The organism is Microbispora sp. H11081 (assembly GCF_012999535.1).
Classification (GTDB): Bacteria; Actinomycetota; Actinomycetes; order Streptosporangiales; family Streptosporangiaceae; genus Microbispora.
The window spans coordinates 804950-819500 of sequence record NZ_JABBWV010000002.1; the positions used below are offsets into that span (position 1 = coordinate 804950).

At 71.2% G+C, this 14551-nt stretch carries 17 protein-coding genes and 1 pseudogene; 9 read left to right on the forward strand and 9 right to left on the reverse strand.

Annotated features, from left to right (window positions below; all coding sequences use genetic code 11):
* Positions 1-21 precede the first annotated feature (21 nt).
* From HHX31_RS08765 to HHX31_RS08780, 4 genes are all read right to left on the reverse strand, one after another.
* Entirely contained in the window at positions 22-603 is a 582-nt protein-coding gene (locus HHX31_RS08765) for a dihydrofolate reductase family protein (protein ID WP_169946841.1), read from the reverse strand.
* A gap of 65 nt (positions 604-668) precedes the next feature.
* The gene (locus HHX31_RS35580; RefSeq protein ID WP_211589401.1) at positions 669-1508 is read right to left on the reverse strand and encodes a helix-turn-helix domain-containing protein; all 840 of its coding nucleotides are present in this window, start codon (positions 1506-1508) and stop codon (positions 669-671) included.
* Positions 1509-1553: 45 nt separating this feature from the next.
* Positions 1554-2510 (reverse strand): diacylglycerol kinase family protein, encoded by a 957-nt coding sequence (locus HHX31_RS08775; protein ID WP_169946845.1) that lies wholly within the window; start codon positions 2508-2510, stop codon positions 1554-1556.
* Between the two features lie 29 nt (positions 2511-2539).
* Positions 2540-2935, reverse strand: coding sequence for a DUF3224 domain-containing protein (locus tag HHX31_RS08780; RefSeq protein ID WP_169946847.1), 396 nt, complete (start codon positions 2933-2935; stop codon positions 2540-2542).
* Between the two features lie 200 nt (positions 2936-3135).
* On the opposite strand from HHX31_RS08780, the gene HHX31_RS08785 reads away from it, so the two are divergent.
* Complete coding sequence (locus tag HHX31_RS08785; RefSeq protein ID WP_169946849.1) at positions 3136-3834, forward strand: ATP-binding protein; 699 nt, start codon at positions 3136-3138, stop codon at positions 3832-3834.
* Between the two features lie 13 nt (positions 3835-3847).
* Here HHX31_RS08785 and HHX31_RS08790 read toward each other — a convergent pair whose 3' ends face one another.
* The gene (locus HHX31_RS08790) at positions 3848-4297 is read right to left on the reverse strand and encodes a universal stress protein (RefSeq protein ID WP_169946851.1); all 450 of its coding nucleotides are present in this window, start codon (positions 4295-4297) and stop codon (positions 3848-3850) included.
* 135 nt (positions 4298-4432) lie between these two features.
* On the opposite strand from HHX31_RS08790, the gene HHX31_RS08795 reads away from it, so the two are divergent.
* Genes HHX31_RS08795 through HHX31_RS08805 form a run of 3 tightly spaced genes read left to right on the forward strand, consistent with a single transcriptional unit; the run spans position 4433 to position 6943 of the window.
* Positions 4433-5368 (forward strand): ABC transporter ATP-binding protein, encoded by a 936-nt coding sequence (locus HHX31_RS08795; protein WP_311931682.1) that lies wholly within the window; start codon positions 4433-4435, stop codon positions 5366-5368.
* A 1-nt stretch (position 5369) separates the two neighbouring features.
* Positions 5370-6143 carry an ABC transporter permease gene (locus HHX31_RS08800; protein WP_311931683.1) on the forward strand — a complete coding sequence of 258 codons (774 nt, stop codon included), beginning with the start codon at positions 5370-5372 and terminating at the stop codon, positions 6141-6143.
* Positions 6143-6943: an ABC transporter permease gene (locus HHX31_RS08805; protein ID WP_169946853.1), complete on the forward strand. Its 801-nt coding sequence runs from the start codon at positions 6143-6145 to the stop codon at positions 6941-6943. The genes HHX31_RS08800 and HHX31_RS08805 overlap by 1 nt, the downstream gene beginning before the upstream one ends.
* 44 nt (positions 6944-6987) lie before the next feature.
* On the opposite strand, the gene HHX31_RS08810 is transcribed toward HHX31_RS08805, so the two are convergent.
* Together HHX31_RS08810 and HHX31_RS08815 are read right to left on the reverse strand one after the other, a co-directional pair.
* Positions 6988-8088, reverse strand: a complete 1101-nt coding sequence (locus HHX31_RS08810; RefSeq protein WP_169946855.1) for a winged helix DNA-binding domain-containing protein — start codon at positions 8086-8088, stop codon at positions 6988-6990.
* Between the two features lie 80 nt (positions 8089-8168).
* Positions 8169-8591 (reverse strand): VOC family protein, encoded by a 423-nt coding sequence (locus HHX31_RS08815; RefSeq protein ID WP_169946857.1) that lies wholly within the window; start codon positions 8589-8591, stop codon positions 8169-8171.
* A 167-nt stretch (positions 8592-8758) separates the two neighbouring features.
* On the opposite strand from HHX31_RS08815, the gene HHX31_RS08820 reads away from it, so the two are divergent.
* Positions 8759-9787 carry a YafY family protein gene (locus HHX31_RS08820; protein ID WP_169946859.1) on the forward strand — a complete coding sequence of 343 codons (1029 nt, stop codon included), beginning with the start codon at positions 8759-8761 and terminating at the stop codon, positions 9785-9787.
* Between the two features lie 10 nt (positions 9788-9797).
* Here HHX31_RS08820 and HHX31_RS08825 read toward each other — a convergent pair whose 3' ends face one another.
* Positions 9798-10406 carry a YdeI family protein gene (locus HHX31_RS08825; protein ID WP_249345719.1) on the reverse strand — a complete coding sequence of 203 codons (609 nt, stop codon included), beginning with the start codon at positions 10404-10406 and terminating at the stop codon, positions 9798-9800.
* 214 nt (positions 10407-10620) lie between these two features.
* Here HHX31_RS08825 and HHX31_RS08830 point away from each other — a divergent pair.
* Both HHX31_RS08830 and HHX31_RS35910 read left to right on the forward strand, forming a co-directional pair.
* A pseudogene (locus HHX31_RS08830) lies at positions 10621-11316 on the forward strand (helix-turn-helix transcriptional regulator); the annotation flags it as partial.
* Positions 11317-11459: 143 nt separating this feature from the next.
* Positions 11460-11570, forward strand: coding sequence for a hypothetical protein (locus tag HHX31_RS35910; RefSeq protein ID WP_396710580.1), 111 nt, complete (start codon positions 11460-11462; stop codon positions 11568-11570).
* Here the strand turns inward: HHX31_RS35910 and HHX31_RS08835 are convergent.
* Positions 11554-12426 carry a helix-turn-helix domain-containing protein gene (locus HHX31_RS08835; protein ID WP_169946861.1) on the reverse strand — a complete coding sequence of 291 codons (873 nt, stop codon included), beginning with the start codon at positions 12424-12426 and terminating at the stop codon, positions 11554-11556. The two genes, HHX31_RS35910 and HHX31_RS08835, sit on opposite strands and share 17 nt — an antisense overlap.
* Before the next feature lie 172 nt (positions 12427-12598).
* Here HHX31_RS08835 and HHX31_RS08840 point away from each other — a divergent pair, with 172 nt between their 5' ends.
* Both HHX31_RS08840 and HHX31_RS08845 read left to right on the forward strand, forming a co-directional pair.
* Positions 12599-13360, forward strand: a complete 762-nt coding sequence (locus HHX31_RS08840; protein WP_169946862.1) for an SDR family oxidoreductase — start codon at positions 12599-12601, stop codon at positions 13358-13360.
* Between the two features lie 285 nt (positions 13361-13645).
* The gene (locus HHX31_RS08845) at positions 13646-14353 is read left to right on the forward strand and encodes a helix-turn-helix domain-containing protein (RefSeq protein ID WP_169946864.1); all 708 of its coding nucleotides are present in this window, start codon (positions 13646-13648) and stop codon (positions 14351-14353) included.
* The last annotated feature ends 198 nt before the right edge of the window (positions 14354-14551 follow it).

Consider the following 14551-nt stretch of genomic DNA (forward strand, 5'->3'; position numbering starts at 1 on the left):
TCGCGTACCCGCTCGGATCGGTCAACGGCGCACCCGATAGCGCAGGTGAAGCACCCGGTCGCCCTGAAGCACCACGTCAGGGTCCTCCAACAGGTGCTGCGCGTGGACCGACCCGAAGTAGCGCTTGCCGGACCCGAACACGACGGGTACGACGTCCATGCGCACCTCGTCGACCAGGCCCGCGGCGAGCACCTGGCCGCCGACGTCGCCGCCGGCGACCTCGACGATGCGGTCGCCCGCGAGTTCCTGCGCCTTGGCCACGGCCGCCTCGACGCCGTCGACGAAGTGAAACGGCGCCTCGGGGTCCCAGCCATCGGGCACCGGCCGGTGCGAGACGACGACCACGTGGTCGATCCCGCTCGGAGGCTTTCCGTCCCAGCCATCGGTCAGGTCGAAGACGTGGCGGCCGACGATCGTGACTCCGATCTGGTCCCAGTAGGCCCGGGTGTAGTCGTAGGAGGTCCGCGACACCTTCAGCTCGCCGCTCTCGTCCAACGGGACGTCGCCGCTGGACAGCCAGTCGAACAGCGGTCCTGGCTGGTCGTTCTCGTCCGCGACGAAGCCGTCCAGCGACACCGAGCTGTACATGACCACCTTGCCCACGGGGCTCTCCTCTGCTTCGGGTGCCCTCAAATTAGCGTTCCGTGAGCCGGCGCTCTTGTAAGAAATCAATCGGCAGGCAGCGGCCAGCCGTCCAGCGCGTGGCCGGGATGTTCGCGCAGGAACCGCCGCCGGACTTCGACGTATCGGGTCGGTGTGAGCCCGGTGAACGCCCGGAACTCGTGGCCGAAGTGGGCCTGGTCGAAGTAGCCTGCGCGGCCGGCGATGTCGCCCCAGTCGATCGGTCCGGCGGGGTCGATCGCGAACACGGTGGCGGTGAAGCGGTGGGTGCGCGCCAGCCGCTTGGGCGTGACGCCGATGAGCTCCTTGAACCGCTGTGCCAGATGAGTGCTGCTGACGCCAGCTGCCACGGTCAGGTCGCCGATGGCCACCGCCCCGCTGGTGGCAGCGATGACGCTGCTCGTATGGCGGACCAGCCTCAGTCCGGCGGTCTCGCTCAGCCGTCGCATCAGCTCTTCCTCGAGCAGCGTCAGCATCTCGTGCGGTCCGTACGCCGTGGCCAGCCGGTCCCGCAGCTCGGCGACGGCGGGCCGGCCCCACAACTGCTCCAACGTCACCGGCCGGTCACACAGCTCGGCCGCGGGCATCGGCAGGAACGGCGCCAGCCCCCACGGCTTGACGTGCGCGCCGACGGACCGGGTCGGGAGTGGATAGCCGAACTCCAGCGCGCTGGTGGGCATGGTGATCACGCAGCCGTCGGCGTACTCGGCCGTCTCGATGCCGGCGCCGGCGCGGATGCGGAACGGCGCGCCGAGGTTGACGATGAGCAACGCCGCCGGCATCGGCGGCAGCCTCAGCCGGGCGTACGGCGGCGTGCCCTCCAGGTAGTAAAGGTCGTCGATCAGCCCGTCCAGCGGCGGTCGCGGCACTCTGGACACGTACTCCACGCCCACAGTCTCGCCGACGCGCCGTCGGCATCGAGCCGTTCGTGGTCAGGCGGGGGTGTCCGGCAGGCAGACCGTGATGGCCTGGGGCACGACTTCGACCGTGATGCGCTCGGCGCGGTCACGGGCTCCCCCGTCCAGTTCGTACGCCATGGAGGTGCCGAGTTTGACCGACACCTTCCTGGCGCGGGTGATGCGGACGAAGGGGGATTTCTCAGCGTTTCCGGCGCTCATCCGGCCGAGGGCGCGGGCCCACTGGATGGGTCCTTCGGCGGTGGAGACGCCGACTTCGAGCCAGCCGTCGTCGAAGCGGGCGTCCTCGAAGACGTCGATGCCGCCGGTGACGGTGCCGACGTTGCCGACCAGGACGCAGCTCGCGTCGCCTTCGAACCAGTCGTTGCCGTCTATTTTGATTCTCATCGGGGTCACGGCGCCGCCGACGTGGCGCAGGCCGGTCCAGATGTAGGCGAAGCGGCCGAGGCGGTCCTTGAGGCCGCGGTCGGCGTCGGCGATCATCTCGGCGTCGAATCCGACGCCGGCCATGACCGCGAAGTGCTCGCCGTTGATCTTGCCGAGGTCCATCTTGGCGCGGCGGCCTTTGAAGCCGATGCGTACGGCCTCGGGCAGGTCCTCGGGGATGCCGAGGTTGCGGGCGAGCAGGTTGGCGGTCCCCGCGGGGATGACGGCGACGGTGGCGTCGCTTCCGGCCAGTGCGTCGACGCAGCGTTGCACGGTGCCGTCGCCGCCCCACAGGAAGAACAGGTCCGCGCCGTCCTCGAGGGCCTTGCGGACCTTCTTGGGGGCCTTCTTGCTCTTGGGCACCTCGTACCAGAGCAGGTCGGCGACGTCGTGTCCCGTGATGAGCTTGCGGAGCTCGTCGAGCCCACCGCCGATGGTCTTCTTGCGGTGGGCGATGACGGCGACGCGGGGCGCCCTGGCGCGGGGGGCGGCGGTATCGGCGGTGGCTGATTCGTCCGTGGACCGCCGGTCAGCGGATTTCACCATGGGCTGCCGACTACCCGGACGGGGGGTGGTTAGGCGTCGGGCAGGGTGTAGTCGAGGACGTAGTGGTGACCGTCCTGCAGGCGGATCGTGCCCTCGCCGGTGAGTCCGGCGAGCTCGCCGGTGCCGCTGGTGGGGACGACCTGCCATCTCAGCCAGTCCTCGCCGTTGTGGCTGCCCGCGCTGTGCTGGAGCACGAAGGTGCCCTTGCGCCCGTGCAGGGTGCCTTCGAAGTGTTCGACGCCGACGTAGGCGGCGGGGCCGGCGGGGGTGACGACGGTGAGGATCTCGGTGGCGCTGGTGCCCACGAGGTCGCCCTGGAAGGTCTTGGCGATGTGGTTGCGGCCGAGGGTCGCGCCTTCTTTCTCCTCGGTAGCCAGATCGGTCCAGTTCGTCACGTCGAAGGTTCCGGTCGCGTGTCCGTTCATGGGTCCAGCGTGCCGCGTGTTCCTGTCATCCTGCGTCAGGTTTGGCGGTGACTTGCGGGTGAGGGCAAGGAGAAATATCGGCGAATGGCGGGAAGCCATCCACTTCGCGGCCGTCCATGACGGATGATCGGAGGCATGGGTTCTCCCCGACCAGCCGTTCCGGCCCTCCCCCGCCGGTCCGTCCAGGCGCGTCCGCCGGGATGCTGACCTCCCCGTTTCCCGCCGAGGACGGCCTCAGGACCGCGCTCAAGGTGCTCGGTTCCGCGGCGACGGCGCCGCGCCGGGCGCGTGCGTTCGTACGGTCCCAGTTGCGGGGGTGGGAGCTCGGCCATCTGGCCGAGACGGCGGAGCTGGTGGTGTCGGAGCTGGTGACGAACGCGGTGCGGGCGACGGCGGCGGTGGTCAGCCCGCCGGTCGCCGCGTCGATGTTCCCGGTTCCCCTGCGTACGGTGGCGCTGCGGGTCCGGGAGTCGTCGGGGCGGGGCAGCCTGTTCATCGAGGTGTGGGACGTCAGCGAGCGTGAGCCGGTGCGGCCCGATGGCGCGGTCGGTGACGCGGGTGGCGACCCGGGTGGTGCGGTCGAGCGCGAGCTGGGCGAGGGCGGCAGGGGGCTGGCGCTGGTCGGGGACCTGGCGCGGAGCTGGGGCCACTACCCGGCGCCGGACCGGGGCAAGATCGTGTGGTGTGAGCTGGCCATCGTCCCGGCGGACGCGGCCCGCCAGGCGTGTCCTCCGGGTGCGCAGGACGCCGGCTCCATGCGGTGTGAACGGCAGTCTCCGGCCGGGGAGCTGCCACGGCGGGTGCGGCGGCATCCGGTGGGCGTGCGCGCGGACGGCCCGGACGAGGCGACGTTGCTGCGGGTGCTGCAGGGCTTGCGGGCGCTCGACGTGCGCGGCTGAACGCCCGGGCGGGTCAGGGGACGACGGTGACCGGCCAGCGGCCGACGCGGACCAGGCGGAGCGCGACCGAGCCGATGAAACGGTGGCCTGCCTGGGTGGAGGCCCCGACCACCACCCCGTCCGCTTTGATCTCGTCGGCGATTCTGGCGAGGACGCCGACGGCGTCGCCGTATTCGGTGCGGAAGGTGTAGTCGACGCGTGAATGGGCGGCCTGAGCGAAGCGTTCGACCTGGTCGCGTAGCTCCGCGGCGACCTGCTCCCCCGCCTCGATCACCGATGCCGACGCGGCGGGCATCATCGTGCTGATCGAGCCCGGGTCGGTGACGTGGACGAGGACGACGTGCGAGCCCTGGCGGCGGGCGAGTCCCCAGGCGTAGGCGGCGGCTCTCATGGAGGTCTCCGAGCCGTCGATTCCGACGAGGATCACCCGGGGGCCGTCGGTGCCCAGCTCGAACGTGCTCACGCGAGTCAGCGTACGACGTGGGCCGAGGCGTGCGGGCACCGGATGGGGTGGCCGGGGAGGCGGCCCAAGGGGACGGCGGGCGGCGCGGATAACCTGTTGCGGAAATGTCGGGGCCGTTGGTTAGGGTCTCGGATCGTGGCTGGTCAACCTCTGATCTACGCGCGCGGCCTGGTCAAACGCTTCGGGGACTTCACCGCTGTCGACGGGATCGACCTTGAGGTGGCGCCGGGAGAGGCGTTCGGTTTCCTCGGGCCCAACGGGGCCGGTAAGTCCTCCACCATGCGGATGATCGGCTGTGTGTCCACGCCGACGTCGGGTGAGCTGCGGATCCTGGGCATGGACGCGGTGCGTGACGGGCCGAGGATCAGGGCGCGGCTGGGGGTGTGTCCGCAGTTGGACAACCTCGATCCGGACCTGACGGTGCGGGAGAACCTGGTGACGTACGCCCGTTATTTCGGGCTGTCGCGGGCGGAGAGCCGTCGCAGGGCCGAGGAGTTGCTGCGGTTCGTGCAGCTGTCCGAGCGTGCGGACGGGAAGGTCGAGCCGCTGTCGGGGGGCATGAAGCGGCGGCTGACGATCGCGCGGGCGATGGTGAACGATCCCGAGATCGTGCTGCTCGACGAGCCGACGACGGGGTTGGACCCGCAGGCCCGGCATCTGTTGTGGGAGCGGTTGTTCCGGCTGAAGCAGCGGGGCGTCACGCTGGTGCTGACGACGCACTACATGGACGAGGCCGAGCAGTTGTGCGACCGGCTGGTGGTGATGGACGGCGGCAGGATCGTGGCGGAGGGGTCGCCGCGGTCGCTGATCGAGACCTACTCGACGGCCGAGGTGGTCGAGTTGCGTTTTCCCGGCATGCCGGAGTCGGCGGCGCGGCATGTGGCGGCGCTGGAGGGGGTCGGCAAGCGGGTGGATCCGCTGCCCGACCGGGTGCTGGTCTACGTGGACGACGGCGACGCGGCGTTGGCGGAGATCCAGCGGCGAGGGCTGGAGCCGTCGAGTGTGCTGGTGCGGAGGTCGACGCTGGAGGACGTGTTCCTCCACCTGACCGGCCGGACGTTGGTGGACTGAGGTGGTCGTGGTCCAGGGGGCGCATCCGACGGTCGCGGTGCTGGAGCGGCATCTGACCTTGTACCGGCGGCTGTGGCAGGCGTCGGTGTTCTCCTCGTTCGTGCTGCCGGTGTTGTTCCTGCTGAGCATCGGCATCGGCGTGGGTGGTTATGTCGGCAGGCTGCAGGGGGTCGACTACCTGTCGTGGATCGTGCCGGGTGTGCTCGCGTCGACGGTCTTCCAGATCGCGGTGGGTGAGTCGACGTACTCGGTTCTCGGGGACTTCAAGTGGGTCCGGGCCTATCACGCGATGCGTGCGACGCCGGTGGGGCCGGCGGACATGGTGCGGGGTCAGCTGCTCTACCTGGTGATCCGGGCGACGGTCGCGGTGGTGGCGTTCCTGGTCGTGGTGGTGTTCTTCGGCGGGCTGCATTCGCCGTGGGCGCTGGTCACTCCGCTGGTGTGCGCGGTGCTGACGGTGTCGGTGGCCGCGCCGGTGACGGCGTTCGCGGCCACGATCGAGCATGACAGTTACTTCTCGCTGCTGTTCCGGTTCGTGGTGCTGCCTTCGTCGTTGTTCGCGGGGGTGTTCTTCCCGGTGGAGCAGTTGACGGCGGTGTTGCGCCCGCTGGCGTACGCCTCGCCGTTGTGGCACGGGGTGGAGTTGTGCCGGGCGGCGACGCTCGGCAGGGCTCCGGCCTGGCCGGTCGTGGTGCATGCCGGGTATCTGCTGGCGTGGGCGGCGGTGGGGTTCTTCCTGGCGGTGCGGGCGTTCCGGCGGAGGTTGGAGGACTGATGGTGACCGCGCTGGTGGCGTCCCGGGTCTCCCCCGGCCGGGTGGGCGCGGTCATCGGCCGCAACGTGGGGGCGCTGCGCTCCGGGCCGTCGTACTGGATCATCCTGGTGTCGGGTTTCTTCGAGCCGTTGCTGTATCTGCTGTCGATCGGGGTCGGCGTCGGCGCGCTGGTCGGTGACCTGACGGTGGACGGGCGGACCATGTCGTACGCGGCGTTCGTCGCGCCGGCGATGCTGGCTGTCTCGGCGATGTCGGGGGCGCTGGCGGAGACGACGTTCAACTTCTTCTTCAAGTTGAAGTACATGAAGACGTTCGAGGCGGTGCTGGCGACGCCGGTGCGGCCGATCGAGATCGCGGTGGGCGAGCTGGTCTGGGCGATCGTGCGTGGTTCGCTCTACACCGCGATCTTCCTGGTCGTGATGGTCGCGATGGGGCTGACGGAGCCCGGCTGGGCGGTGGCGGCGTTTCCGGCGACGGTGCTGGTGGGGCTGGCCTTCGGCGGGCTGGGGATGGCGGTCAGCACGCTGATGCGCGGCTGGCAGGATTTCGACCTGATGAGCACTGGGCAGTTCGCGTTGTTCCTGTTCTCCGGGACGTTCTCCCCCGTGCGGGACTATCCGGCGGCGGTCGAGGTGGTGGTCCAGCTCACGCCGCTCTATCACGCGGTGGAGTTGGTGCGGGGTCTGTGCATGGGGGTGCTGGAGTGGGGGCTGCTGGGGCATGCGGCCTATCTGGTGGCGTTGGCCTGGGCGGGGGTGTGGTTCGCCTCCCGGCGCCTGAGCCGGGTGCTGTGCGACTGACGGCGCGGTCTCCCCTCTCCCGGCCCGCGCCGGTGTCCTGGCGTTCAGGCGGCGGGCGGGCCGATCCGCACGCGGTCGCTGTCGTCGTCCGACAGGAACGCCGCCAGTGACCGCCCCTCCTCGGTCACGGCGGCGTGGTCGGATCGGGTGAGGCGGCGCAGCGGGGTGACGACGAGGGTGCCGGTGGTGACGGTCCAGGTCGCGGCGACCCTGCCGTCCACCAGGACGACGCGGGCGCCGGCGACCGACAGGCCGCGGTGGGCGTCGTCGATGATTCGGCCGCGGTCGTGGTAGCCGAGGATCGCGTTGTCGAACGCGGGCAGGAAGCGCACGGGCGCGGGGGTGTCGGGGTCGGGGCGCGGCGCGTCGGGCAGGTCCAGCAGGTGCCGTCCTCGTTCGTCGCGGAAGGCGACGAGTTCTCCGCGTACGGCTTCGACCGCGCCGGGCAGCCTGGCAAGGCCGCACCAGGCGCGCAGGTCGGCGGACGCGGCGGGCCCGTAGGCGGCCAGATAGCGGCGGACCAGCGCCTGGCCCGCCTGGTCGGGTCCGTCGGTGGGAAGCGGGGCGAGGTCGCGTCCCAGCCAGGTGGTGAGGGGAAGGTTGCGCACCCCTGATCTGGTGCGCCACAGTCCGCGCGGGGGCAGTTGGGCCATCGGGATGAGGGCAGCGACGAGCAGTTCGCCCAGTGCCCGGCGCGGCGGCGCGGGCCAGCGGCCGGCGAGCGCGTCGACGAGTTCGGCCATTGTGCGGGGCTGTCCGTCGGCCATGACCTCCCGGCCGGCCTTCGCCACCTCGCCAGGGTCGAGCCCGGCGAGTTCGCGGCGGTAGGTGGCCAGCACTCGTTGGCGCAGCATGGCGTCGTGCCGGGCGCGCCAGGCGAGGGCGTCGGCGGCGGTGACGAGGTGGACGGTGCGGCGCATCAGGTGGGTGCGCACCACGTGGCGTCCGGTCAGCAGATCGTCCAAGGTGGTGGGGTGGAAGGCCCGCACCCGCGACCACAGCCCGACGAACGGCTCCTGCGGTTCCTGCGCCTGCATGCCGCACAGGTGCGCGACGACGTCGAGGGCGGGGGCGGCGGTGCGTTCGAGCAGGAACTGCCGGGCGAGCGTGGCGCGGTTCAGCGCGCGGTTGCCGAGGACCGTCAATGGTGTGAGTCCGATTCCTCTTCGATTCGACAGGTGAGGGGGCGGCGGGTGGATGCCCGCCGCGTTCCTTCGCTGGGGTCTCAGCCGTGGTGGGGTGCCGCGACGTCCAGGACCCAGGTGATGCCGAAGGGGTCCTTGAGCATGCCGTAGAGCGGCGCCCACTGCGCGGGCTGGAGCGGCCGCACGATGGTCGAGCCTACGGTCAGCCTGTCCCAGAGGGTGGTGATCTCGTCGGTGTCGTCGCCGCGTACGGAGACGAAGACGGCGTTCTCGCCCGGGTTCCAGGGGGTGTGGGAGGGCACGTCGTAGGCCATGACGTGGAAGCCGTTCCCCGCGACCACCTGGCCCCACATCACCCAGTCCGCCTCGTCCGGGTTCTGCGCGTTGCCGGCGTCCTTGTAGGTGACGGCGGCGACGTCCCCGCCGAAGACGGAGTGGTAGAAGTCGAGCGCCGCGCGGGCGTCGCCGCGGAAGTTCAGGTGGGTCGTGGTGGTGATGGGCATGATCGCTCCTCGCGATGGGTCACTGGGGCCGGCGCCGGACGTGGTCGTGCCGGAATCGGCCGGGCATGCGTCGCTGACGCGCGTTGCGGTCCCGGCCGTCGTCGATGACCTCAGGTTTCCATTGGTAGAGGACAGGGTGAGTCCTCTATTGGCGCAGGATGGGTCTCATGCCGAAGACGTCCGCGCGGCTGCTCGCGCTTCTGTCGCTGCTGCAGGCTCGTCGTCACTGGCCGGGTGAGGACCTGGCCGAGCGGCTGCGGATCAGTACGCGCACGGTCCGCCGTGACGTCGACCGTCTTCGGGAGCTCGGTTATCCGATCACGACCTTGAAGGGGCCCGACGGCGGATATCGGCTGGACGCCGGGTCGCGGATGCCGCCGCTGCTGTTCGACGACGAGCAAGCCGTGGCCCTCGCCGTGGCGCTCCAGACGGCCGCCACGACCGGCGCCGGCATAGAGGAGAGCGCGGCGCGCGCGCTGAACACCGTGCGGCAGGTGATGCCCGCTCGGTTGCGCCACCGGATGGACGCTCTGCCGGTCACCGCCGTCGGACGGCCGGCGGGGCGGGCGGGGTCGCGGGTGGACGGCGCCGTGCTCATGGCGCTGGGCGCCGCCGTCCATGCCGGTGAGGTGCTGCGCTTCGACTACGCGGTGCGGGCGGGGAGCGACAGTGGTGCACCGAGGCCGCCGCGCCGGGTCGAGCCTCATCATCTGGTGGCCTGGGGTGGGCGCTGGTATCTCGTCGCGTGGGATCTCGACCGTTCCGACTGGCGTACCTTCCGCGTCGACCGGATCGTCCCGCGCTCCCCTGCCGGGCCGCGCTTCACGCCGCGTGAGCTGCCCGGGGGTGATGTGGCCGCCTTCGTGTCCGCGAGGTTCCGGGGCTCGGGCGGGCCCGGCGAGTGGCCGTGCCGGGGTGAGGTGATCCTCGGGCTGCCCGCCGCGTCCGTGTCCCTGTACGCCCGCGACGCTGTGGTGGAGGAGATCGCGCCGGATCGTTGCCGGCTCGTCCTTGGGTCGTGGTCGTGGGCGGGTCTGGCCGCCGACATCGGCAGGTTCGACGCCGAGATCGAGGTCGTCGGCCCGGCCGAGCTCAGGGAGGCGTTCGCGCGTCTGGCCCGCCGCTATGCCAGGGCCGCGGGCTGCGCGCCCGCGGCCCCGCTCCCCGGCCGCCTCGATCCACCCCCGGCGCCCTGACGGACATGGATCAGAGACTGTCGAGGGTGCGCTTTTGCGGGTAGATCGTCTCGCCGCGGGCGAGCATGTCGACGAACTGGGTGATACGGCGGGCTCTGGTCTCGGCGCGTTTGGCGTTCGCGATCCGATAGAGAACGGCGTAGCGGTTCTGGGCGGTGAGAATGTCGAACATCGCTTGTGCCTGGGGATTGGCGGCCAATGCGGCGGTCAGGTCGGCCGGCACCTCGATGCCGGCCTGTCCCGCGTAGGCCGCCTCCCAGCGGCCGTCGGCTTTGGCGCGTTCGACCTCGGTCATCCCGGCCGGGTGCATCCGGCCTTCACTGATCAGACGGGTGACGATGGTGACGTTCCGCGCTGACCAGGCACTTCCTGGGCTGCGAGGGGTGAAGCGCCGTAAGAAGGTGGTCTCGTCCCGCCGTCGTAGCCGGCCGTCGATCCAGCCGTGGCACAGGGCTTCGTCGAGCGCCTGGTCATAGGTCAGGCTGGTGGGCCGGGTCGTGTTCTGCTTGGCGAGGACCAGCCACACCCCTGCCGAGCTGTCGTGGTGCTCACCGAGCCACTCCCGCCAGGCTCGGGCATCGGTAACGGTCAGTTCCGGTGGTTCGTTGCTCATCGTCATGTGCCCCCTGATGATTTGCCCGCCTTACCAGGCCTTGCCGGCCGGCTCCCTGATCGTGTGATTGCCTGCGCCCCGCCCGGGCCCGTCATCCAAGGCACCTTGGCGGCGGTCATCGTCGTCCTGGACTTCCGGCCGGGAAGTTCTCGGCCGTGCCGGCGACGTTACGGTATGACCCGGTCAGAAACGGTCCTGGTCGTCGAGCAGACTGTGAGCCGTGGTCACCACCTCGGCGCGGCTGCTGCGGCTGCTGTCTTTGCTGTCGACACGGCAGTCCTGGAGATGCGCGGATCTTGCCGCGCAGTTGCAGATCACCGAACGGACGGTGCGCCGGGACATCGCCCGGCTACGTGAGCTCGGCTACGGCATCGAATCGGAGATGGGCCCATGGGGCGGCTACCACCTCGGGCCCGGGAGCAGCATTCCGCCACTGATCCTTGACGAGGAGGAGGCCCTCGCGGTCGCCGTCGGGCTGCGCACCGCCGCCTTCAGCGGAGTCTCCGGCAGCGACCAGGCGGCCCTGTCGGCGCTGCTGAAACTCCGCCAGGTGCTACCGGCCAGGGTCGCGGGCCGGCTCGGCGATCTGGACGCCGCGTTCACCCACACCGCACACCCCGACGACAGCCAGATCTCCCCTGCGCTGCTGCTCGACCTGGCCACCGCATGCAGGCGAGGCGAACGCGCCCGATTGACCTACCGCGACAGCGCCGGGACGACGTCCACCCGTCGAGTAGACCCCTACCGGCTCATCTACACAGGCCGCCGCTGGTACCTTCTCGCATACGACCTGACGCGGCAGGACTGGCGCACCTTCCGTACCGATCGCATCGTCGACGCCACTCCCACCGGGCAGGCCGCCGCCCTGCCCGGCCCGCCGGATCCGGCGCAGATGGTCGGCACGGGCATCGCGCGCAGGCCCTACCCGGTGCGGGTGACCGTCCGCCTGGCCGTACCGGCCGATGAGGCCCGCAGGCTGGTGCCGGCAACGGTCGGCGTCCACCGCCCGGACGCGATGACGCCACGGTCATCGAGATCGGCGGGCCGGACGCCGACAGCCTGGCCCGCTATCTGCTCAGCCTCGGCCGGCCGCTCCGGATATTGCACCCGGAGGAGGTCCGCCAGGCATTCCTCGCCCGCACACGGCAACTCCTCAAGGACAACCAGTGACACGATCGCCGGTCTGTGCGCCGGTGTCCGCCGGGGTGGGTGTGGTGTGGGCCATGGCGGCGAGCAGGCGTAGTTTCTCGTCGCTCTCGCTGCCCTGATCGGCGTAGTAGAGCACCAGGAGCAGGTCGTCCACGGGGAGCTTGTCTCGGTGCAGGCGCAGTTCGCCGACGACGGGATGGTTCACGGTGGTGGTGCCGCCGTCGAGGGCGCGGATGTCGTGGCGCGCCCAGAGCGTACGGAAGCGCTCGCTCGACAGGGCGAGCTCGCCCACCAGTTCCACGAACCGCGGGTCGTCGACGTCGTACCCGGCGGACTTCCGGAAGGCGGCGACGAATCCTTCGGCTGAGCGTGTCCAGTCCTGCTGGAACGCCTGCTCCTCGGGATCGAGCAGCAGTGACCGCAGGCGGTTGTAGCCGGGCTGGAGGCGCGGGGACAGCGCGACCGCGAGCCGGTTGGACGCGAGCACGTCGAACGCGCGCCCCTCCACGAAGGCCGGGACCTGCACGCTCGCCAGGAGCTGGTGCAACCGTGCGGGGACGCGTTCGGGTTTCCTGCGCCGCCGGGGGCGGGGGCGGGCGGCGGCCAGGCCGAGAAGGTATTCCTGTTCGAGCTCGTCGAGGTGCAGGACCCGTGCGAGCGATTCGAGCACCTGCGGTGAGGGGTTCCTGTCGCGGCCGCGCTCCAGCCGCAGGTAGTAGTCGGCGCTGATGCCCGCGAGCATGGCGACCTCCTCCCGGCGGAGCCCCGGAACGCGCCGGTTCGTCCCCGGCGCGAGCCCGGCCTGCTGCGGGGTGACCAGGGCCCGCCGGGCGCGGAGGTAGTCGCCGAGCGGGTTGGCGCGGTCGTCGTCGCTCATGTTCGCCATCGTATTTCGGGCTTTCCGCGCAAAGGGGGCCCTGGCAGGACCCCGGAAGACGGGGGCACTGTCCCGGGCCGGAGTCCGAATCGACACTGAAATCGACACTGAAGACGCCGCGGCGCAGCGCCGATCGGCGTTGCCGCTGACCCACTGTGAGCAGGAGCGATCCATGGACGTCACCAACCGCACCGTCTTCATCGCCGGGGCCACCTCGGGAATCGGTCTCGAGCTCGCTCGCCGCTTCGCCGCGGCCGGCAGCTCCGTCGTCGTCGGCGGTCGGCGAGCCGACCTGCTCGACCGGCTCGCGGCCGAGGGGCTAGGCACCGTTGCCATCGACGTGACCGACCAGGACAGCGTCGGCCGTGCCCGCGACGCGGTCCTCCGCAGCCACCCGGGCCTCGACACGATCGTGACGATGTCCGGTGTCGGGATGCCGGAGGACCTGCGCGATCCCGCGCACTTCGGCGCCGCGCGGCAGATGATCGACACCAACCTGCTAGGCACCATCCGCGTCATCGACGCGTTCACCCCGCACCTGGTCGGGCGTGGCGCCGGTGCCGTCATCACGGTCAGCTCGGGCATCGGGTTCCTGCCGTTCCCTGTCATGCCGACGTACGCGGCCTCAAAGGCCGCTGTGCACGCCTACACCGAGGCGTTGCGCGCGCAGTTGGACGGCACGGGCGTTGAGGTGGCCGAGCTCGTTCCCCCGGCTGTCGCCACCACGCCCGAGCAGGCGCGGCTCAACCCCCGCGCGCTCGACCTCGCCGGGTTCGTCACCGAGGTGATGGACCTGCTCCGGGCCGACCCCACTCCCCACGAGATCCTCGTCAAGGGTGTGCTGATGCACCGGTGGGCCGAGCGCGACGGCACCTACGCCGATCTGGTCGCGCAGCGTTCGCAGGCGCTCGCGACGTTCCCGGGCCGCCGGTAGGCACGGCAGCCGTGGGGGCGTCGAGGCGCGGCGCTTCCTCGACAAATCGGGACCGAGACTGATCCAGTCGTCCTCACGACGGGTGATGTCCCGCTCCAGCAGGCGGCTCCAGAACGCGGCGAGTCCGTCGAGGTCGTTGGCGTCGATGACCACGCCACCCAGGCGAATGCTCACTGCTTCCTCTCGGTGTACGGATCGATCATGGCCAGGCCCCGGTTGTCCGGGCTGGACCGGGCGCGTACGGAATCGAGCACGGGGAATCGCGCACGAGGGATAATGCCGGGCATGTACCGGGAGAGGGCGTCGCGGGTGCCGGACGCCGTGCTGTGGTGGAGCACCTCCCCCGGCTCCGCGGCCGGCGAGCGGCGCGTACTGCCGGACGGGTGCATGGACGTGATCTGGGCGGACGGCGCGCTGCTGGTGGCGGGGCCGGACACCGCCGCACACGTGGTGAACGACCGGCCCGGCGCCCGCTATGTGGGGCTGCGCTTCGGCCCGGGCATCGGCCCGGTGGTCTTCGGAGTCCCGGCGCACGAGTTGCGCGATCAGCGGGTGCCGCTGGCCGAGCTGTGGCCGTGCGCCGAAGCGCGGCGGCTGACGGAGCGGGCCGGGGTGGCCGCCGATATGGTCGCCCGGCTGGGCGCGGTGCTGGAGGAGGCGGCGGCGCACCGGCTGGGCGCGGCGCCCCGCCGCGTCGACGCCGCTCTCGTCGGCGCGGTCGTCGAGGGCGTACGGGCGGGCCTGCCGGTGGCGCGGATCGCGGCCGACGCGGGCGTGGGCGAGCGGCGGTTGCACCGGCGGTGCCTGGACGCGTTCGGGTACGGGCCGCGGACGCTCGGGCGCATCCTGCGGATGAACCGGGCGGTGGGGCTGGCCCGCCGGGGCGCGCCGTTCGCCACGGTGGCCGCCGTGGCCGGGTACGCCGACCAGGCCCACCTGTCGCGTGAGGTGCGGTCGCTGACCGGGGTGACGCTCGGCGCGCTGACCCGGTGACGGTCGCCCGGGCGGGCAGGAGAGCGCGCGACCCGGCTGCGATGCCGCTGACCAGGGGATTCGCCGGGTGGCGAGAGTAGACTCGAAACGCTGTCCGGGGCGGATGCCGGGTTGCCCAGCCTTCCGCGACAGGTGACGAGCGGCCGGTGGGCCCGCGCGGCGGCATAATGTCGGCCGGCCGGGTTCGGGGGTCTCGCT